The 19,454-nt window shown below is 64.6% G+C and carries 17 protein-coding genes; 5 read left to right on the plus strand and 12 right to left on the minus strand.

Translation table 11 applies throughout. The features are described from left to right. Positions 1-47: 47 nt before the first annotated feature. The 10 genes from BM133_RS12660 to phnD are packed head-to-tail and all read right to left on the minus strand — an operon-like array spanning position 48 to position 9,795. Positions 48-644, minus strand: coding sequence for a TetR/AcrR family transcriptional regulator (locus BM133_RS12660; protein ID WP_093434140.1), 597 nt, complete (start codon positions 642-644; stop codon positions 48-50). A 51-nt stretch (positions 645-695) separates the two neighbouring features. Then, positions 696-1,664, minus strand: coding sequence for a Bug family tripartite tricarboxylate transporter substrate binding protein (locus BM133_RS12665; RefSeq protein ID WP_093435298.1), 969 nt, complete (start codon positions 1,662-1,664; stop codon positions 696-698). Between the two features lie 20 nt (positions 1,665-1,684). Continuing rightward, positions 1,685-2,653, minus strand: coding sequence for a Bug family tripartite tricarboxylate transporter substrate binding protein (locus BM133_RS12670; protein WP_093434141.1), 969 nt, complete (start codon positions 2,651-2,653; stop codon positions 1,685-1,687). 21 nt (positions 2,654-2,674) lie between these two features. After that, entirely contained in the window at positions 2,675-3,421 is a 747-nt protein-coding gene (locus BM133_RS12675) for a DUF72 domain-containing protein (RefSeq protein WP_093434143.1), read from the minus strand. Between the two features lie 26 nt (positions 3,422-3,447). Continuing rightward, entirely contained in the window at positions 3,448-4,905 is a 1,458-nt protein-coding gene (gene phnY, locus BM133_RS12680; protein ID WP_093434144.1) for a phosphonoacetaldehyde dehydrogenase, read from the minus strand. Beyond that, entirely contained in the window at positions 4,902-6,005 is a 1,104-nt protein-coding gene (psrA, locus tag BM133_RS12685) for an iron-containing alcohol dehydrogenase PsrA (protein WP_093434146.1), read from the minus strand. Before psrA ends, phnY begins: the two co-directional genes overlap by 4 nt. Positions 6,006-6,015: 10 nt before the next feature. Further along, the gene (phnA, locus tag BM133_RS12690; RefSeq protein ID WP_093434148.1) at positions 6,016-7,287 is read right to left on the minus strand and encodes a phosphonoacetate hydrolase; all 1,272 of its coding nucleotides are present in this window, start codon (positions 7,285-7,287) and stop codon (positions 6,016-6,018) included. Next, positions 7,284-8,105: a phosphonate ABC transporter, permease protein PhnE gene (phnE, locus tag BM133_RS12695; protein WP_093434149.1), complete on the minus strand. Its 822-nt coding sequence runs from the start codon at positions 8,103-8,105 to the stop codon at positions 7,284-7,286. Before phnE ends, phnA begins: the two co-directional genes overlap by 4 nt. After that, positions 8,102-8,935, minus strand: a complete 834-nt coding sequence (gene phnC / locus BM133_RS12700) for a phosphonate ABC transporter ATP-binding protein (RefSeq protein WP_093434151.1) — start codon at positions 8,933-8,935, stop codon at positions 8,102-8,104. Before phnC ends, phnE begins: the two co-directional genes overlap by 4 nt. Next, positions 8,932-9,795 carry a phosphonate ABC transporter substrate-binding protein gene (gene phnD / locus BM133_RS12705; RefSeq protein WP_177224842.1) on the minus strand — a complete coding sequence of 288 codons (864 nt, stop codon included), beginning with the start codon at positions 9,793-9,795 and terminating at the stop codon, positions 8,932-8,934. The genes phnC and phnD overlap by 4 nt, the downstream gene beginning before the upstream one ends. Before the next feature lie 253 nt (positions 9,796-10,048). Between phnD and BM133_RS12710 the strand changes: the two genes are divergently transcribed. Next, the gene (locus BM133_RS12710; protein WP_093434153.1) at positions 10,049-10,933 is read left to right on the plus strand and encodes a LysR substrate-binding domain-containing protein; all 885 of its coding nucleotides are present in this window, start codon (positions 10,049-10,051) and stop codon (positions 10,931-10,933) included. 36 nt (positions 10,934-10,969) lie between these two features. Here BM133_RS12710 and xerD read toward each other — a convergent pair whose 3' ends face one another. After that, complete coding sequence (gene xerD, locus BM133_RS12715; protein ID WP_093434155.1) at positions 10,970-11,881, minus strand: site-specific tyrosine recombinase XerD; 912 nt, start codon at positions 11,879-11,881, stop codon at positions 10,970-10,972. A gap of 67 nt (positions 11,882-11,948) precedes the next feature. Continuing rightward, positions 11,949-12,923, minus strand: a complete 975-nt coding sequence (locus tag BM133_RS12720; RefSeq protein ID WP_093434156.1) for a tripartite tricarboxylate transporter substrate binding protein BugE — start codon at positions 12,921-12,923, stop codon at positions 11,949-11,951. A gap of 119 nt (positions 12,924-13,042) precedes the next feature. Between BM133_RS12720 and BM133_RS12725 the strand changes: the two genes are divergently transcribed. From BM133_RS12725 to BM133_RS34600, 4 genes are all read left to right on the plus strand, one after another. Continuing rightward, the gene (locus tag BM133_RS12725) at positions 13,043-13,960 is read left to right on the plus strand and encodes an AEC family transporter (RefSeq protein WP_093434158.1); all 918 of its coding nucleotides are present in this window, start codon (positions 13,043-13,045) and stop codon (positions 13,958-13,960) included. 147 nt (positions 13,961-14,107) lie between these two features. After that, positions 14,108-16,945 (plus strand): type VI secretion system Vgr family protein, encoded by a 2,838-nt coding sequence (locus tag BM133_RS12730; RefSeq protein WP_256219158.1) that lies wholly within the window; start codon positions 14,108-14,110, stop codon positions 16,943-16,945. 15 nt (positions 16,946-16,960) lie between these two features. Then, the gene (locus BM133_RS12735) at positions 16,961-18,826 is read left to right on the plus strand and encodes a LysM peptidoglycan-binding domain-containing protein (protein ID WP_093434159.1); all 1,866 of its coding nucleotides are present in this window, start codon (positions 16,961-16,963) and stop codon (positions 18,824-18,826) included. Continuing rightward, positions 18,823-19,386 (plus strand): hypothetical protein, encoded by a 564-nt coding sequence (locus BM133_RS34600; protein WP_143100128.1) that lies wholly within the window; start codon positions 18,823-18,825, stop codon positions 19,384-19,386. The genes BM133_RS12735 and BM133_RS34600 overlap by 4 nt, the downstream gene beginning before the upstream one ends. Positions 19,387-19,454: the final 68 nt, after the last annotated feature.

The following is a 19,454-nucleotide window of genomic DNA, read 5'->3' on the forward strand; positions in this document are numbered from 1 at the left end:
GTCAAAAAATAAGCACGCCGATGCGTGCCTGCGATGCCGCCCGGCCGTCAGCCGGGCAATGAACTCCTGAGTTGCGCGATGGCTTCGTCGAAGTCTTCGACGCGCCCCGTCATGCGCGAGGCGAGCAGCGCGCCCTGGCACACCGAGAACACATAGCTGGCCTGCGAAGCGACCGGGGCGGCGCCCTTCTTTCGCGCCTCCGCCGGTGCCAGCGCGCCCAGCACGCCGGTGAGCCACAGCACCTGCGTGTGGCGCAGTTCCTGCACGGCCTGGCGCAACTCGTCGTTGATGCAATCCCACCCCGGCGCCAGCGAGCCGGCGGGGCACATGCCCGAGCCGGCCCTCAGCGTGTTGCGGTACATGCGGAAATACGAGTCGAGCGCGTCCTTGGGCTTTCGCTCGCGGGCCGCGTCCCAGTCCTTGAAGTACTGGGTGGCCTGCCGGATCACCGCGATGCCCAGCGCTTCCTTGGTCGGAAAGTGGTGGTACAGGCTCGCCTTGCGGATGCCGACCGCGTCGGCCACGTCCTGGAAGCTGAAGCCCAGGTACGAGCGCGTTTCGATCAGGCTGCGCGCCACCCCGAGGATCTGGTCCCGGGTGCTGCCGGCAGCAAGCGCGGCAGGAATGGCAATGGCGTTGGTCATCTACCTACTATAAGGTAGGGAAATTCGAACCGCAAGCCGCAGGGTCATTGGTCAATCGGCCTTGATGTTCGCGGCCTTCACGATGCGCCCGTTGCTCTCGAACTCCGAGGCGATCTCCTTGGCGAAGGCTGCAGAGGTGCCACCGGTGGGCACGTTGTCGGTGGCCGTGAGCTTGGCGCGCAGCTCGGGGCTGGCCAGCGCCTTGTTGATCTCGACGTTGTACCTGGCGATCAATGCGGGCGGCGTGGCCGCGGGCGCGAAGACGCCGAACACCGAGTTGATGTTCGCCGCGTTGTAGCCCAGCTCGCCCAGCGTGGGCACCTGCGGCAGGCTCTCCAGCCGCGCCGGCGCGCCCACCGCCAGCGGCCGCAGCTTGCCCGACTGGATGTGCGAGGTGAGCGTCGGGCTCGCGTTGGTCGAGAGAATCTCGAACTGCCCGCCCAGCGCATCGTTGAGCTGCTGGCCGCCGCCCTTGTAGGGCACATGCGTGATCTCCACGCCCGTCGCCGCCCTCACCTGCTCGAGCACGATGTGGCCGAGCGACGCCGGCCCCGAGGTGGCCCAGCGCACCGCGCCGGGCTGCGCCTTGGCATCGGCGACGAGCGCGCGGAAATCCTTGGCCTTGCTGGCGGGCGTGGCGATCAGCAGCACCGGCGAATACATCACGCTCGCCACCGGCGCGATGTCCTTGAGCGCGTCGAAGGGCAGCTTGCCCAGGTGCGGGCTCAGCACCAGCGGGCTGATGGCCGAGAAGCCGAGCGTCGCGCCATCGGGCGCGGCCTTGGCCACGGCGTCCATGCCGATGGCGCCGCTCGCGCCGGCGCGGTTGTCCACGATGACCGTCGCGCCCAGTTGCGCGGCGAGCCTGTCGCCGAGCGCACGCGCGACCACGTCGCTGACACCGCCTGCGGGGTACGCCACGATGAGGCGCACGGTCTTGGGAATGGCTTGGGCCTGTGCGCCGGCAGCAGCACAGAGCGCGGCGGCGATCAGCCACGAAGGCTTGAACGAAAAAGACATGGGGATCATGGAATGGAAAGTCAGTCGAGTTGCAGCTTGCGCTCGCGAATGAGCCGGGACCACTTCTCATTGTCGGCCTTGACGAAAGCCGCGAACTCGACCGGGCCGAGCGAATGCACCTCGGCCCCGGCGGCTGCGAACTTGGCCTTGATCGCGGGCTGCGCCAAGGCACGCGCCAGTTCGCCGGAGAGCCGGTCGACCACGTCCTTGGGCATGTTGGCCGGCCCCACCAACCCCTGGAAGCCGACCGACTCCATGCCCGCGAGACCCAGCTCCTTCACCGTCGGCACGTCGGGCAGTTGCGGATCGCGCACCGGCCCGGTCACCGCCAGCGCCTTGAGCTTGCCGCCCTTGACCTGCGGCAGCAGCACGCTGCCCGCGTCGATGAGGATCTGCGTCTGGCCGCCGAGCAGGTCCTGCACCGCGGGCGCGCTGCCCTTGTAGGGCACGTGGGTCATGTCCAGGCCCGTCACCTGGTTCATCAGCTCGCCGTTCAGGTGCGTCGAGGTGCCGTTGCCGCCCGAGGCGAAATTGACCTTGCCCGGCTGCCCCTTGGCCCAGGCGACGAACTCCTTCAGGTCCTTGGCCGGATGGTCGGGCCGCGTCACCGCGATGTAGCTGCCCTGGCTGATCTGGCCGATGTAGGTGAACTGCTTGACGGGGTCGTAGGGCGGCTTGCTCTGCAGGTACGGCGCGATCGCGAAAGGCCCCGTGTTCGCCAGCAGCAGCGTATAGCCATCGGCCGGCTGCCGCGTGAGCTCGGTGGCGGCGATCATGCCGCTCGCGCCCGGCTTGTAGTCGACCACCAGCTGCTGCTTGAGCGCCTCCTGCAGCGGCACCTGCACCGTGCGCGCCGCGAAGTCGATGCCGCCGCCGGGCGGGTAGCCGACGATCAGGCGGATCGGCTTGGCGGTGGGAAAGCCTTGCGCCGCGGCGAGTCCTGCGGCGGCAGCCAGCGCAATGCCGGCACAGAGTCTGTGGAAGTTCATGGTCTTGTCTCCTCGAATGAATCAGCGATTCTGAAGCAGCCGCGCCAGGGTCATCGCGTTGCCGACCGCTTCTCCGCCCGCCGTGTTGTCCAGGATGCACCAGCACGCGGCGCCCTCCTCGCGCGCCAGGCGCAGACGCGATGCGAGCCGTTCGAGCAGCGCATCGTCGTAGGCCGACCAGTAGCGGCGCGGCGATCCATGCAGCCGCAGATAGACGAGCCCCGGCCATCCGCCGGGCGCTGCGGCCTCATCGAACAGCACCGGATCGGCCAGCACGCGCCCGACCTGGAAGCGCGACAGCAGCGATTCGGCCGCGGGCAAGAACCAACTGCGATGTCTTGGCTCCAGTGCCACAGGACCGGCGTGCCTCTTGCGCACATCGGCGAGAAAACGCCGGACCACCGGCGCGTCGAAGGCAAGGCTCGGCGGCAGTTGCACGACAAGGCACCCGAGCCTGTCGCCCAGCCCCGCCACCTGCGCAAGAAATTCATCGAAAGCCGGCATCGCACCGGCCAGCCGCAGTTCATGCGTGGCGGTTTTCGGCAGCTTGACCGCGAAGCGGAAGCCCTCGGGTGTGCTGGCCGCCCATCGCTCGTAGGTCTCGCGCCGGTGCGGCCGGTAGAACGAGGTATCGATCTCGACCGCATCGAAGCGCTGCGCATAGCGCGCGAGGTGCGAGCCTTCGGCGGGAAACGCCGGCCACAAGGCACGCGGCAGGCTCCAGCCCGCGCATCCGATGCGCGGCATTCCGGGAATGATCGGCGTCATCCCCGCATCGTAAGCACCCGGGCCGCTCAGCCCCAGGGCATCGTGAAGGTCTTGCCGTTGGTGAACGACTTGATCGCCTCCTGCACCCCTTCCTTGTAGCCCAGCCCCGAGTCCTTGATGCCGCCGAAGGGCGTGAGCTCGATGCGGTAGCCCGGCACCTCCCACACGTTCACCGTGCCCACCTTCAGCTCGTTGGCGAAGCGGGTGGCGTAGTCCATGCGGTCGGTACAGATGCCCGACGACAGACCGTAGGCCGTGCCGTTCGAGATCTCGATCGCCTCCTCGATGCTGCCGAAACTGATGATCGGCGAGACGGGGCCGAAGGTCTCTTCGCGCACCACCGTCATCTCGGGCCGCACCCGGTCGAGCACGGTCGGCGAATAGAGCGCGCCTTCGCGCCGGTTGCCCACGAGAAGGCGCGCGCCCTGCGCCACGGCCTCGTCCACCAGCAGCTCGAAGCGGCGGGCTGCGGCCTCGTCGATGACGGTGCCCATGTCGTTGTTCGCATCGGCCGGATCGCCGTGCTTCCAGCGCTTCGTCTTCTCGACCACGCGCTCGGTGAATTCGCCCACCACCGCCTTGTGCACCAGCATCCGCTTCACCGCCGTGCAACGCTGCCCCGAATTCTTGTACGAGCCCTGCACCGCGAGGTCGGAGGCGCGGTCGAGATCGGCGTCTTCCATCACGATCAGCGGATCGTTGCCGCCCAGCTCCAGCACGATGCGCCGGTAGCCGGCCTTGGACGCGATGTACTTGCCGATGGCCACGCCGCCCGTGAAGGTGACCAGGTCCACCTGCGCATTCGTGATCAGCTCATCGGCAATCTCGCGCGGATCGCCCGTGACCACCTGGAACATCTCGGGCGGCAGCCCCGCTTCGTAGAGGATGTCGGCCAGGTAGAACGCCGAGAGCGGCACTTTCTCCGAGGGCTTGAGCACCATGCGGTTGTTGGTCGCGATGCTCGGCACCACCTTGTGCGCGACCTGGTTCATCGGATGATTGAACGGCGTGATCGCGGTGATCACGCCCAGCAGCGGCTCGCGCAGCGTGATGACCTTGCGCTTCTTGCCGTGCGCCGTGAGGTCGCACGAGAACACCTGCCCATCGTCGCGCAGCGCCTCGGTCGCGCCGAAGGTCAGCACGTCGGCGACGCGGCCGATTTCGTACAGCGCGTCTTTCCTGCACAGGCCCGACTCCATGGTGATGACAGCGGCCGCCTCGTCGGCGCGCGCACGCAGCAGCGCGCAGGCCCGCTGCAGGATGCTCGCGCGTTCATAGCGCGACAGCGTGGAGCGGTATGCATGGCCGATGCGGAAGGCCTCGCGCACATCGTCCACCGAAGCGAGCGGCACGGTGCCCACGCGCTCGTTGGTGTACGGGTTGAACACATCGAGCGTGCGCTCGCGCCGCACGCGCTCGCCGCCGATGCGAAGGGCTTCGGCGCGAAAGCCCGCGCTGTCCCGGTGGGGTGTCGAAAGGCTCATGCCTGGTTCTCCGCGAGGTCGTTGCCGATGAAGTTCCTGCCGCGCGCGCCGCCCTGGGCGTGCCGCAGCATCTCGCGGGCTTCGTCGTCGCCCACGCCGTAGTCGGCGAAGCGGGTCTTCACGCCCAGCGATTCGATGAAGGCCGCCAGTTGCCCCGGCGCCTCCGCGAGCGGCATGCCCAGGGCTTCCAGCAGCACGGCGTCGCGGTCGGCGCGCCGGCCGATGGCCCGCTCCAGCACCATCGGCAGCAGGAACGAGCAGGCGATGCCGTGCGGCAGGCCGTAGCGCAGCGTCATCTCATACGAAATGGAATGCGCGAGCGCCGTCTTGGTGTTGGAGAACGCCATGCCGGCCTTCAGCGCCGCCAGCGCCATGCGGCCGCGCAGCGCCACGTTGTCGAGCTGGCCCATGAGCTGCGGCAGCACCTCCAGCGTGTCGCGCACGGCCGAGACGGCGAAGGTGTCGGACAGCGGATTCGCATTGACGTTCCAGATCGCCTCCAGCGCATGCGACAGCGCATCGAGCCCGCTCTGCAGCGTGACGGCCGCGGGCAGCGACAGCATCAACTCGGGGTCGACCACCGCATAGCGCGGCCAGGTCTCGGGCAGGTGCAGCGAATACTTCTTCTGCCGATCGCGGTCCCACACCGTGGCCCAGGGCGTGACTTCGCTGCCGGTGCCGGCGGTGGTGGGCACGGCGATCAGCATCTTGCTGCGCGTGGGAACGAAAGGCCGCTCGCCGGCAAGGCCCGCCACGAGATCGGAAAAACTCGCCGCGTCGTTCGCGACCATGAGCGCCTTCGCAGTGTCGATGGCGCTGCCGCCGCCGACCGCGATGAGCACCTCCACATCCGCGTGCTCCCGCCAGAACCATTCGTAGAGGCCGGCCAGTTCGGCCACGTCGGGGTTGGGCCGCGTCTGGTCGATGGTGCAGGCCAGCGCGCCCTTGAGCACCGACTCCAGACGGTCCAGCAGACCGATGGCGCGGGCCTCCGGAAAGGTCACCAGCGCGGCGCGCCGGCCTTCGAGCAGTTTCGGCAGGGACGACAGGGCCCCTGCCCCGTACACGCTCTGTACGGGGTTGTGATAGTTGGCGCTCATGGAGTTCTCGTCAGGTGGCGGCCGATGCCGCAGGGTTCGCGTGATTCAGTGCCAGGTCGAAGATGTCGAAGTTGCGCAGCCGCCGCTTCGGATCGAGCCCCTGCAGTCGCCGGTTGAACAACAGCGGCACCTTCTGCTCGGAGAGCCCGCCGTGAGAACGCAGCGGGACCGTGAGGCCGCTGAGGTCGTGCTCCGAGGCACGCGTACCGATCACAGCCAGGTGATCGGAGACCACCACCAGGTCGCCGATGCGATCGGGCGGCAGCTCGAAGCGCCGTGCGGCGTCTTCGCGCGTCAGCACCTGTTCGATGCCATCGGTTTCCCTCAGCGCTTCGACCAGCGCGGGCGCATCGACACCCGCTTCGAGATACACGGTCGCAAAGGAGCCCAGTGCGCCGTGATGCACCACGTACGGGTCGGTGATCGGCAGGATCACGCGGCCGCGACCCGCGCCCAGGCGCGCATCGAGCACCTCCTGCAGGAACACGATGCGCGGGTTGCCGGCCGCATCGGTCTTGGGGCTCATGCCGTGGTCGGCGGTGAGCGCGATGGTCGCGCCCAGCGCGTCGAGCTGCGCGAGGTAGCCGTCCATCATGGCGTAGAAGTCGTTGGCACCGGCCGTGCCGGGCGCGCACTTGTGCTGCACGTAGTCGGTGGTCGAGAGGTACATGAGGTCGGGCCGCTGCGTCTGCATCAGCTTCACGCCGGCCGCGAAGACGAACTCGCTCAGCTCCGCGCTGTAGACCGAGGGCACGGGCTTGCCGACCAGCGCCAGCACGTCGTCGATGCCGCCGTTGGCGTGCGTCGCCTGGTCGGCCTTCTCGGCTGAGAAGCAGATGCCTTCCATGCGGTGGCCCAGGAGCGTGCGCAGTTTGTCCTTGGCCGTGACCACCGCGACCTTCGCGCCGGCCTTGGAGAACACCGCCAGCAGCGTCTCGGCGCGCAGGTAGGCGGGGTCGTTCATCATCACTTCCTTGCCCTGCGCGGTGTCCAGGAAGTAGTTGCCGCAGATGCCGTGCACCGAAGGGGGCGCACCGGTCACGATCGAGAGGTTGTTCGGGTTCGTGAAGCTGGGCACCACGCAGTCGCCCACCAGCGAGGTGCCCGAACCGCCCGCGGCCAGCATCTTCTTCATGAACGGCGCCACACCGGCCTGGATCGCCTGCGTGATGTAGTCCGGCTCGCAGCCGTCCACGCACACCACGACCACGGGCTGCGACGGCGCCCTGTAGGTTCGGCCGTTCACCGAGACATCCGGAATGGCCGGCTTGCTGCTTGTCATTGATGCGCTCCTTGTTGAATCCATGCGCGCAACTTGGTCGACAGGTAATCGGCCGTCATCACCATGACGACGATCACCAGGATGCAGGTCGCGGTGTCCTGGTACTGGAACAGCTTCATGCTGCCCACCAGTTCGAAGCCGATGCCGCCCGCGCCCACCATGCCCAGCACGGTGGCCTGGCGCAGGTTGGTCTCGAAGCGGTAGACGATGACGCCGATCCACGCGGTCACGACCTGCGGGATGACGCCGAAGATGATGGTCTGTATGGGCCCGGCACCGGTGGCGCGAAGTGCCTCCAGCGGCCCCTGGTCGATCTCCTCGATGGACTCGGCGAAGAACTTTCCGAGCATGCCCGCGCCATGCAGCGCCAGGGCCAGCACGCCGGGGAACGGCCCCAGGCCCACGGCAGCCACGAAGATCAGCGCGAGGATGATCTCGTTGATGCCGCGCGTGATGTTCAGCACCTGCCGCATTGCATGGAACACCGCGAGGTTCGGCGAGATGTTGCGCGCCGCGAAGAAGCACAGCGGCACCGCGAGAATGACCGACAGCAGCGTGCCCCAGAGCGCGATCTGCACCGTCTCGATGGCGGGGTTCACCAGGCGCTGCATGAACTCCCAGTTGGGCGGCAGCATGCGGCCGAGGAAGTCGGCGATCCACGGCATGCCCTTGACCAGTTCGCTGACGCTGACCTGGCTGCCGATGGCGGCCCACCACATCACCGACAGCAGGGCCAGCGCCGCGAGGGCGTACTTCCACCAGCCCGGATTGCCGCCGCTCTTGGCGACCAGCAGGTTGTAGCGTCCGATGGCGATCATGATTGCTCCATGGCGAGTTGCTGGGCGGGGCGCGTGGCCGGCGTTGCGGCGACGGCGGGCAACGCGGCGGGCGCGGGGGTCTCTATCGGGCCGTCTTCCAGGCCACCCGGGTAGATGCGCTGCAGCACCTCTTCGGTGAGCTCGTCGGGCCGGCCTTCGAACACGACGCGACCGGCCGCGACACCGATCACGCGCTGCGCGAATTCGCGGGCGTAGTCCACCTGGTGCAGGTTGCAGATGACGGTGATGCCGGCTTCGCTGCTGGCCTGCTTCAGGTAATTCAGCACCTTGCGCGAGGTCTTCGGATCGAGGCTGGCAACGGGCTCGTCGGCCAGGATCACCTTGGGCTGCTGCGCCAGCGCACGGGCGATGCCCACGCGCTGCTTCTGGCCGCCCGAGAGCGTGTCGGTGCGCAGGTCCGCCTTGTGGTCCAGCTCCACGCGGCGCAGGCACTCGCGGGCGATGGCGATGTCCTTGGCGGGGAAGACCTGGAACCACGAGGCGATGGCCGGCATGGAGCCGAGGCGTCCGGTCAGCACGTTCTTGAGCACCGACAGGCGCGGCACCACGTTGTAGTGCTGGAAGATCATCGCCACGTCGCGGCGCACCTTGCGAAGGCCGCTGCGGTCGCCCCGCGAACGCTCGCCATCGACGTGGATCTCGCCCTCGGTCGGCTCCGCAAGATGGTTGATGCAGCGCAGCAAGGTGGACTTGCCCGCACCCGACGCGCCGAGGATGACGACGAACTCGCCCTTGGCGACCGTGAGGTCGACGCGGTGCAGCGCGGTGAAGTCGCCGTAGCGCTTGCACAGGCCTCTGATCTCGATCATTTCATCTTCCTCAGGTCGAGGTTCAGCACCTTGGCCGTGTCGCGGATGATGTTGTAGGCCGCGTCGTTGGTCGGGTGGAAACCGTTGAGCTCGCCCTGGTCGGACCAGGGGATGTCCTTCACCTGCAGGAAGGCGGCCTGCACGCGCGCCTTGAGGTCGGCGGGCAGGTCCCTGCGCCAGACGGTCGGCGACTCGGGAATGGGGTCGGACTTCCACACCTCCACGAGGTCTTCGCGCTTGACCAGGCCCTTGGAAACGGCGGCATCGAGGATGCGGTCGGCAATCGCCGCTGCATCCACCTTCTTGTTCTGCACCGCGATGGCGCTGGAGTCGTGCGAGCCCGAGAAGATCACGCGGCCGAAGTCCTTGTCGGGGTTGAAGCCCACCTTCATCAACCCGGCCTTGGGGAACAGGTGCCCCGACGTGGAGCTGGGATCCACGAAGGCGAAGGTCTTGCCCTTCAGGTCCTTCACCGTCTTGATGCCGCTGTCCTTGTGGGCAACGATCTGGCTGTAATAGAAGGTGCGTCCGGCCTTCTTGGTTTCGGCGACCGCGAAGGCCTCGATGTCGGCCACCGTGGCGCCCAGCACGTACGAGAACGGACCGAGGTAGGCCACGTCCAGGCGCTTGGAACGCAGCGCCTCGATCACGCCGTTGTAGTCGGCCGCCACGAAGGGCTTGACCGCGAATCCCAGGGCCTTGGACAGCATGTCCATCATGGCCTGGCTGTTGGCGATCATGGCGCGCGAATCCTCGGATGGGATCAGCCCGACAGTGAGAACCTGCTGTGCCCGTGCCATCGGCACGAAGGCGGACGCTGTGACGGCTGCAGTGCCGAACAGCAACTTTCTGCGCTTCATCATGGTTGTCTCCAGTGGTCTGTGTTGCATGAATTCCTCCTGGTCATTTCGAAGGGCAAAAGCGCCCGTTTCGAGTCTTCCAGTACTTCGTGTCGTGGTCATGACACGAAGAGGATTTCGGGACGTCCGGCGTGGGTCTGTCGCTCGCCTGGTTCGTCTTGAAGCGGAGTAAATCACCGAGGCTCGTATCGAACAAATTCAAATTTTTTCGATGATCTATATACTGAATCTATAGATACAAAGGGTCTTCCCCATGCGCCTCACACAGCTGCGTTCCTTCTATGCCGTGGCCCGCGAGGGCAGCTTCACCAAGGCCGCCGAACATCTGCATGTGAGCCAGCCGACCATCACCACGCAGGTGCGGTTCCTGGAAGATGCGTACCAGGTCGAGCTCTTCCACCGGCGCGGCCGGCGCGTGCAGCTCACCGAAATCGGCGAGCAGCTGATGCAGCTTGCGCAGCAGATCTTCAGCCTCGAAGGCGATGCGGTGGCGCTGCTAGGCGATGCGGGCACGCTGCGCACCGGCCACCTGCGCGTGGCGGCCGTGGGCCCCTACCACGTGACCAAGATGCTGGTTGACTTCAGCCTGCGCTACCCCGGCGTGAAGGTGACGGTGAGCACCGGCAATTCGCAGGACGTGCTGGACAACCTCGTGGACTACAGCGCCGACGTCGGCGTGCTCGCGCAGATGGTGCGCGACGACCGCTTTCTGTCGGTGCCGTTCAGCCAGCATCCGGTCGTGATGTTCGTGCCGTCAACGCACCGCTTCGCGCGGCGGCGCAACATCCGGCTCGCCGAGCTGCAGGGCGAGCGACTCATCATGCGGGAAGAAGGATCGACCACGCGCAAGGCGCTCGAACTCGCACTTGCCAAGGCGAAGGTCGAGGTCGATGTGGTGATGGAGATCAGCAGCCGCGAAGTGATCCGCGAAGCCGTGGCGCAGGGCCTGGGCATCGCGGCGGTGTCGAGCGTGGAGTTCGTGCCGAGCCCGGATCTGCGCATGGTCGGCTTCAGCGACACCGAGATCTTCACCTACGCGCACGTGCTGTGCCTGGCCGAGCGGCGCGAGATGCGCATGGTCAGCGCCTTCTTCGACACGCTGGTGCCGGCCATCGAGGCACGCAAGCGCAAGGCCTGAACGGCCGCGGGTTCGGCCGCGGGTTCGGTCGCGGATTCAGCCGCGCGGATGGTGCGCCGCGTGCAATTGCTTCAGGCGCTCGCGCGCCACGTGCGTGTAGATGGTGGTCGTCGAAATGTCGGCATGGCCCAGCAGCAACTGGACCGCGCGCAGGTCCACCCCGTGGTTCAAGAGATGCGTGGCGAAGGCATGCCGCAGCGTGTGCGGCGACAACGGCACATGGATGCCGGCGGCCGTGGCCTGCTTCTTCACGATGATCCAGAACATCACGCGCGTCATGCCCGCGCCGCGCGCGGTCACGAAGAGGTCGGGCGTCTGCTGGCCGTCGAGGATGGCGGGGCGCGACTCGTCCAGGTAGCGCTCGATCCAGCGCCGCGCCTCGCCGCCGAAGGGCACGAGGCGCTCCTTGTTGCCCTTGCCGAGCACGCGCAGCACGCCGTCGTTCAGGCTCATGTCGATGACCTTGAGCGCGACCAGCTCGCTCACGCGAAGGCCACTGGCATACATCATCTCGAGCATCGCGCGATCGCGAAGGCCCAGCGGCGATTCGACGTCGGGCGCGGCCAGGAGGTCGTCGACCTGTTTTTCCGACAGCGTCTTGATGGCCCGCGGCATCTGCCGCGCAGGCGCGAGCCGGATCGTCGGGTCCGCCGTGATGCGGCGCTCGCGCAGCGCCCATCGGTAGTAGCGCTTGAACACCGTGAGCCGCCGGTTGGCCGAAGTGGCCTTGCCCTTGGTCGAGAGGCGCACGCCCATGTAGGCCTGCACGTCGGACTCCTGGGCGCTGTTCAGCGCGACGCCGCTGCGCTGTTTCCCGAGCCACTGCGAGAACAGCGCGAGGTCGCGGCGGTAGGCGGCCAGCGTGTTCTTCGAGAGGCCGTCTTCGAGCCAGAGGGCATCGATGAACTCGTCGATTTCGGGGGTGGGTGCGGCGGCGGCCTCGGTCATGCGGTGCAAGATAACAAAAAGAAAAAGCCGCCCGGGGTGCGGACGGCTTTTGCGGAGAAGAAGCGGATCAGTCGAGCTTCAGATTCTGCTTCTTCACGACCTGCTTGTAGACCTCGTACTCGGCCTTGATCTGCGCTGCGAACTGCTCGGGCGTGTTGGCCACGATCAGCGAGCCCGTGTCCTCGATGCGCTTTTTCACGGCCGGATCTTCCACCGCCTTCTTCACGCCGGCGGCGACCTTGTCGACCACTTCCTTGGGCAGGCCCTTGGGGCCGAGGATGCCGTAGTACGCCATGCGGTTGACCGGCTCCAGGCCCACTTCCTTGAAGGTCGGCACGTTGGGCAGCGCGGCAAGGCGCTGCGGTGCCGACACCACGATCGGGATCAGCCGGCCGCTGGTGATGAAGGGCATGGCCGAGGGAATGTTGTCGAACATGATCGGCACCTGGCCGGCCACCACGTCGTTCAGCGCCGGGCCCGCGCCGCGGTAGGGGATGTGCGTGACGAAGGTGTTGGTGAGGCTCTTGTAGAGCTCCATCAGCAGGTGGCCGATGCCGCCCGTGCCCGACGAGGCGTACGAGTACTTGCCGGGGTTCTTCTTCAGCTCGGCGACGAACTCGGCGTAGTTCTTGGCCGGGAAGCTCGGGTTCACCGCGATGATGTTCGGCGTGGCCGCGATGTTGGTGATCGGCGTGAAGTCGTTGATCGGGTCGTACGGCGTCTTCGGGTTGATGGCCGGGTTGGCCGCCGTGCTCGATACGGTGGCCACGCCCAGCTTGTAGCCGTCGGGCGTGGCGCGCGCGGTTTCAGCCGCGCCCACGATGCCGCCGCCACCGGCGCGGTTGATCACCACCACCGGCTGGCCCAGGATCTTGCCCAGCGGATCGGAGATCACGCGCGCCACGATGTCCGTCGTGCCGCCGGGTGCGAACGGAACGCTCAGTTCGACCGGCTTGGTGGGATAGCCCTGTGCAAAGCTCTGGCCCGCGACTGCGGCCAGCGCGACTGCCCCCATCAGGGCGCTCCATTGACGACGTTGCATCGAATAACTCCTTGATTTGATTGACTCCGCCTAACGGATGTCGAAAAAAAGCGAAGCCCGGATGCTAGCGGCTCCAGGGTCCACCCCATGCTCTGGATTACCCATGGTCCGTGCGGTTTATGCTCGAAACGGTGAACTACGCTCAGCTGCTCTTCCCCGACTTTTCCCTCATCGCCATCGGCTGGCTCCTGTGCCGCTACACCGCCCTGGACCGCCGCGTGTGGGACCAGGTCGAGAGCCTCGTCTACTACTTTCTATTTCCGGTGCTGCTGTTCCATTCGATCGTGCGCAGCCCGCTCGATTTTGGTGCGACATCGAGCCTGCTGACGGCGGGCGTGGGCATCGGCCTGTGCGGCATCGCGCTGGCCTACGCCCTGCCCTTCGTGCCGGGCATCGGCCCGCACATCGACCGGCGCGACCATGCCGCGAGCGCGCAGGTCGCGTTCCGCTTCAACTCCTTCATCTGCCTCGCACTGGCCGAGCGGCTCGCGGGGCCCGAGGGCCTCTTGCTCATCGCGGTGCTGATCGGCGTGTGCGTGCCGATGTTCAACATCGCGGCCGTGTGGCCGATGACGCGCCATGCGCAGACCGGGTTCGTGCGGCAACTGGTGCGCAACCCGCTGATCGTGGCCACGGTCGCGGGACTGCTGGCGAACGTGCTGGGCTTCACGGTGCCCAATTGGCTCACGCCGACGCTCACGCGCATCGGCGCGGCCTCGCTCGCGCTGGGCCTCCTGGCCGCGGGCGCGGGCATGCAGTTCGCAACGCTCGGGCGGGGCAAGGTGCTGGCGGTGTCGGTGCTGGCGATACGGCACCTGGTCCTTCCGCTGGTCGCATGGGGGCTGGCGCGCGCGCTGCGCCTGGATGGCGTGCAGGCGTCGGTGCTGATGGCCTTTTCTGCCGTGCCCACGGCGTCGAGCGCCTACGTGCTCGCGGCCCGCATGGGCTACAACGGGCCGTATGTGGCGGGGCTGGTGACGTTGTCGACGGTGCTGGGGGTGGCGAGCCTGCCGTTCGCGCTGGCGTTGCCGCGGTAGCGCGCGGGGCGCCCGCCTCGCTCTGCAAATTACTTCGCACTCCGCCCGGGTTTGTCCGTCGATGGACACCGGGCGACCATTGTTTGCAATGGTGCTGGACCCGCAGGCCTCAGACTTTTTGGACGCTCACTCGCCAAGGTCCACTGCGTGTCTTCTTCCCTCTTCATTGCCTCCCGAACCATCTCCGTCGGCAGCCCCGCCATGCCGAGCCTGCTGGGCAGTCCCGCGCTGGAATTCAAATCGCTGGACGGCACCGAGGCGCTGGGCGAGCTCTTCGAATACACCGTCCGCCTGCAGACCCCCGACAGCCCGATGCTCACCGGCTACGTCACGGCCAACGTGCCGGTCAAGCAGCTCGTGGGCAAGGAGTTCGGCATCCGCATCGCGCTGGACGGCAAGGGCTCCGGCCCCACGGCGCGCACGGGCGCCGGCACCCGCGAGATCAACGGCCTGGTCACCAGCGCGCGCTTCGTGCAGCACGAGAACCGCCGGGGCATCTACGAAATCGTCCTGCGGCCCTGGCTGATCCTGGCGACCCTCACCAGCGACCACAGGATCTTCCAGAACAGGACACCGCTGGAGATCGTCGAAGAAGTGCTCGCCGACTACGGCTTTCCGACGGAAAAGCGCGTCACCCACCGCTACCCCCAGCGGGTGTTCCAGGTCCAGTACGGCGAGACCGATTTCGAATTCATCACGCGGCTGATGCAGGAGTTCGGCATCTACTACTTCTTCGAGCACAGGGAGGGTGCGCACCGGCTGGTGCTGGTGGACGACGCGGGGGCTCACCAGGCGTTCCAGAGCCAGGCGTACCACGCCATCGGCTATTACCCGCCGGGCCACAGGATCGACGAGGAGCACTGCAGCCATTTCCAGAGCATCGAGAACCTGGAATCGGGCCGATGGGTCACCGACGATTTCGACTTCACGAAGCCTCGCGCCAGGCTCCGACAGACGTCCAGCATGCCGCGCAACACGGGCAACAACGCGCAGGAAATGTACAAGTGGCCGGGCGACTACAGCGACCCCGACGAAGGCCGCGACCTGGCGCGCACCCGCATGGAAGCCGCCGGCGCGCCCGGCAGCCGGGGCCGGGGAAGCGGCAACCTGCGCGCGGTGGTGACGGGCTGCACCTTCTCGCTGGTCAACTACCCGCAGGACGCGGCGAACCTCGACTACCTCGTCGTCGCCAGCACGCTGCGCTTGCACGAAAGCGGCCAGGCGAGCGCGCCGGCCGGCGCCGAGGAAGACTACGTCTGCCATACCGACTTCGAGGTCCAGCCCGCCAGCAAGATCTTTCGCTCGCCGCAGACGCAACCCAAGCCCCGCACCACGGGCCCGCAGACGGCGATCGTCACCGGTCCGGAGGGCCAGGAAATCTGGACCGACGAATACGGCCGCATCAAGGTCAGCTTCCACTGGAACCGCTGCTGCACGAAGGACGAAAACGCCTCCTGCTGGATCCGCGTGGCCTCCCCCTGGGCCGGCACGCAGTTCGGTGGCATGCACGTGCCACGCATCGGGCAGGAGGTGATCGTCGACTTCGAGAGCGGCGACCCCGACCGGCCGATCGTCACCGGCCGCGTCTACAACCGGCTGAACATGCCGCCCAGGCAACTGCCCGGGCAGAAGAACCTGTCGGGCTTTCGCAGCCGCGAGCTGAGTGCGGATGGCAGCAGTCCCGGTGCACGTGGCAACCACCTCGAACTGGACGACCATCCCGGCAAGATCCAGGCGCAGCTCAAGAGCGACCACCTGAGCAGCAGCCTGAGCCTCGGGCACATCGGGCGCATCGAGGACACCGCGGGCCGCAAGGATGACCGGGGCCAGGGCGTGGAGCTGCGCACCGACGGGCACGGGGCCGTCCGCGCCGCCAGGGGCCTGCTGGTCACCACCGAGGCAAGACCCAACGCGCAGGCGCACATCACCGACCTGGGAGAGACCGCCGCGCGCCTGACGGCCGCGCGCGACCTGCACGAACGGCTGAGCCAGACCGCACAGGCGGCGAAGGCGCACGAAGCGGGCGACCAGGATGCCGTCACGCTGGATCTCAAGGCGCAGAACGACGCCATCAAAGGCAAGACAGGCACCGGGCAAGACGGTGCCTTTCCCGAACTCCAGGAGCCGCACCTGGTGCTCGCCAGCGCGGCGGGCATTCACAGCACGGCCGCGGCCTCCACGCACATCGCGAGCATCGCGCACAACGCGCTCAGCAGCGGCGGGCACACCAGCATCGGCGCTGGCAAGAGCTTGCTGGTGAGCGTCAAGGACGCCGTGCGCCTCTTCGCCTACAAGGCCATCCGCCTCACGGCTGCAACCGCGGGGATCGACATCGTCGCGCTGCAGGACAGCATCCAGCTGATGGCCAAGCTGGACATCAAGCTGGAGGCCCACAGGATCAGCATCACCGCGAAGGAGGAGATCGTCGTCAACGGGGGGAGCAGCTACACGCGGTGGAATGCAGCGGGGATCGAGCATGGGACCAGCGGGGTGTGGCGGGAGCATGCGGCTTCGCATTCGCTGGTTGGGCCGATGAACATGGACAAGCTGCTTCGGATGAAGGGCGTCAGCCATGACGACAAATACAGCGTGCGCTTCGCGCCGCTTGGCAGCGACGACGTCTTCAAGCGCTTGGGAATGACGGGGCTGCCCTACAAGATTCTGGACGAGCGGCAGGCCGTCAAGGCCGAGGGCGTTATTCCGGACAACGGGCGGCTTCCAAGAATTACGTTCGAAACGCCCGATGAAGCAACGCTGATCGTAGGCGAGGAGGCCTGGGCCTGGCATTCCGCGCCGACCATCCGAGAAACCCATCGTTATCTCGATGCTCCCGCAACAGGAATCGAAGAAATGGACGACGAGACTCAGGACGATAGCGCGACGGGCGTCGAGGACTCGAAATACGCCCGATCAGCGATTGAATTCGGCGCAAATCATTTTCTTTTGGAATCCTCGGTGGAAAACTATCTTAACGGGCTGATTTGACCGCGAAATTCGAGCATGCCAAAACTGATATCTGCAACCTACCATCCCAACATCGAAGTCGCAGAATTTATCTGCGACGACGGGCGGCATCTGCTCCGGCACGGGGGAACACTGCCATGGCGAATCAACAACCCCGGAGATTTGACGGCCCTGCTGGTAGATGGAGCGCCTGCCCCGAAGAAAGCCAAAGGCTATATCGGCTTTGCCAGCACCAGATCGGGGAGAACGTTTCTTATTTTTCCAGACGAAGACGCGGGGCGTGCAGAGTTGAAAGCCAACTTGAAACGCAGGCACGGACAAAAAACCATTCCTGGAGCCATCCCGAGCTACGCGCCCAGTCACGAGAACGACACAGAAAAATATATCGCTGACCTGCTCAGGACGAGCGGAGTACCAGCCGATAAAAAAATCAACGAATGCAGCGATGCCGAAATTGAAAAAATCATTGACAGCATTTCGGAAATCGAGGGGTATCACGCGAGCGCTGAAACCCGCAAGGAAACGTGGACGGTAGTAAGCACAATCAACGCCACCAACGGCAGTCAGCCTTTGCCTGATACAGAAATCATTCTACAAACGGGAAACAAAGAAGAGAAGGTCAAATCCGATGCGACGGGGCGTTTCCCGCCAGTGATTCATCCTGCGGATAAGACAGCCGTACAGGTCAAGGTGATGAATTTGAAAACCAAGAAGATTGAAAAAGTCGGGGAAATTCAAGGAAGCGTTGGCAAGGATTTCAATCTTCTGGCGAAATTCGCGAAATGGAAAGGGGTCACCGGTTCAGAGAAAATGAATAGCTCCATGCCGGGAAAGAAAAAGTCGACACACCACGTGGTTCAACCCGGAGACAATCTGGGAAAAATTGCAAATCTGTATCGCACGAGCGTCACTGCCATAAAAGTCGAAAATAGCTTGGGGAGTGACAACATTTATCCTGGCGAAGTGCTGTTGATCACCGGCCCTGGAAAGAAAAAATCAAACGACGCGCCTACGGTTCCAGCAACCGCGATGCCGGAGGCGGCCCCGACCAATTCGCCCACAGCGATCCCGAAAAGACGATCACGCCCTTCCGCTGCTCCTGTACTCCCTGTTTTTTCCGGCACCCAGTCATCGGATTCCGAGCGATCCAAAGAGGGAACGGGGAAGGTTTTAGCGCTGATCAACCCTTTGCCAGGTCGGGCGCCTTGGATGCCTATTGCCGTCGCAGAGGCCAAGCTCAGACACGGGAAGGAAGAAGGCGCTATTCAAAGAGAAATCAATTACCACACCGAAATCGGAGATGGCTCCAGATCCATGGCCGATACGGCATGGTGCGCGGCCTTTGCGAACTGGGTATTGTCGCAAGCCAATTATCCGATCGACAACACGAATTTTTATGACCACAAAGCCGCCACGGGACGCGCGCACGGTTTTTATGAGGTAAGCGGTCCAAAAGAGAAAAAATCCGACCCCGTTGCCCCAACCATTCGAAACCCTCTGTACATCGAACTGGATACACCAATATATGGTGCCATTGCCATGGTCACAAGCAAGACGGGGCATGGACATCATGTCGGTTTTGTTTACGCAAAAAGCGGAAACGACAATTTGATTCTCCTGGGAGGAAATCAGCACGACCAGATCAGATTTTCCCCTTTCTCGAAGATCTTCAGACCTCCGGTAAAAATCAAGGGGAAAAATGGCGAGATGGTCGTCAAAAACGAAGGCAGCCCGGATTATCTGAAGTACTTCATTCCCGTCGCGTATTATGAACAGGCAAAGAAAGACCTGATCGATCCAGGGTTGGAGCAGATGGACTTTGTCGCGCTAAATCTCGAACTCGGCATACCCCCCGACAAACCAAAGAAAAATAAAGGTCATTCCAACAGGGATATTTTATGAGCATATCTTTTGCACCGACTCGCCCATCCATCAAGAAAATTGTTTTGCTTCTTGCCGCACATTGCCTGCTTTACGGATATGCATTGAACTCGTTTGCTGGATACAGAGAGGATCGACTCGTCGTCTGGATCAATCTGGAGGAGGCCTCCGATCATCTCAACGTGAGCAAAGTCATTGCGAATTTCATAAATTCTAGGCGTGTCGATACAGAATGCGGCGTCCACTGGAGAGATGGAGGTTCAATTTTGTACATGAAAAAGCGCCCTCGTCAAATTACAAATGATTTAATTCGCGAAGTATTCATTCAAAGAAAAGAGGCTTCGCTTCAACGCCTGAACTATTTGCTGAAATCCTTCAGAAGCCCCGAAGATGGGGTTCGAGACGGGTTGGATGGTGTCATGGTCTACTCCAACAACAATGCTCCACATATGATGAACTTCATAGCAAACAGAAAAACCATTAAAGCCTACCCATTGGCATTGAAGGATTCAACACCGACAATCCATGACATTGAAGATGCATTCTGCATTCTTTTACCTCCCATTACACGAGCACCCTGATTCAAATAGGCAAAGCTTTGCAAAAGGTCTTTTCGCCATATTGAAGCATTCATTTTTCTTCAACATCG

The organism is Variovorax sp. 770b2 (assembly GCF_900115685.1).
Taxonomy (GTDB): domain Bacteria; phylum Pseudomonadota; class Gammaproteobacteria; order Burkholderiales; family Burkholderiaceae_C; genus Variovorax.

Bases quoted from the DNA above. Each gene is read 5' to 3' on its own strand.
- BM133_RS12660 (WP_093434140.1), bottom strand. From the start codon at position 644: ATGACCAACGCCATTGCCATTCCTGCCGCGCTTGCTGCCGGCAGCACC.
- BM133_RS12665 (WP_093435298.1), bottom strand. From the start codon at position 1,664: ATGTCTTTTTCGTTCAAGCCTTCGTGGCTGATCGCCGCCGCGCTCTGT.
- BM133_RS12670 (WP_093434141.1), bottom strand. From the start codon at position 2,653: ATGAACTTCCACAGACTCTGTGCCGGCATTGCGCTGGCTGCCGCCGCA.
- BM133_RS12675 (WP_093434143.1), bottom strand. From the start codon at position 3,421: ATGACGCCGATCATTCCCGGAATGCCGCGCATCGGATGCGCGGGCTGG.
- phnY (WP_093434144.1), bottom strand. From the start codon at position 4,905: ATGAGCCTTTCGACACCCCACCGGGACAGCGCGGGCTTTCGCGCCGAA.
- psrA (WP_093434146.1), bottom strand. From the start codon at position 6,005: ATGAGCGCCAACTATCACAACCCCGTACAGAGCGTGTACGGGGCAGGG.
- phnA (WP_093434148.1), bottom strand. From the start codon at position 7,287: ATGACAAGCAGCAAGCCGGCCATTCCGGATGTCTCGGTGAACGGCCGA.
- phnE (WP_093434149.1), bottom strand. From the start codon at position 8,105: ATGATCGCCATCGGACGCTACAACCTGCTGGTCGCCAAGAGCGGCGGC.
- phnC (WP_093434151.1), bottom strand. From the start codon at position 8,935: ATGATCGAGATCAGAGGCCTGTGCAAGCGCTACGGCGACTTCACCGCG.
- phnD (WP_177224842.1), bottom strand. From the start codon at position 9,795: ATGAAGCGCAGAAAGTTGCTGTTCGGCACTGCAGCCGTCACAGCGTCC.
- BM133_RS12710 (WP_093434153.1), top strand. From the start codon at position 10,049: ATGCGCCTCACACAGCTGCGTTCCTTCTATGCCGTGGCCCGCGAGGGC.
- xerD (WP_093434155.1), bottom strand. From the start codon at position 11,881: ATGACCGAGGCCGCCGCCGCACCCACCCCCGAAATCGACGAGTTCATC.
- BM133_RS12720 (WP_093434156.1), bottom strand. From the start codon at position 12,923: ATGCAACGTCGTCAATGGAGCGCCCTGATGGGGGCAGTCGCGCTGGCC.
- BM133_RS12725 (WP_093434158.1), top strand. From the start codon at position 13,043: ATGCTCGAAACGGTGAACTACGCTCAGCTGCTCTTCCCCGACTTTTCC.
- BM133_RS12735 (WP_093434159.1), top strand. From the start codon at position 16,961: ATGCCAAAACTGATATCTGCAACCTACCATCCCAACATCGAAGTCGCA.
- BM133_RS34600 (WP_143100128.1), top strand. From the start codon at position 18,823: ATGAGCATATCTTTTGCACCGACTCGCCCATCCATCAAGAAAATTGTT.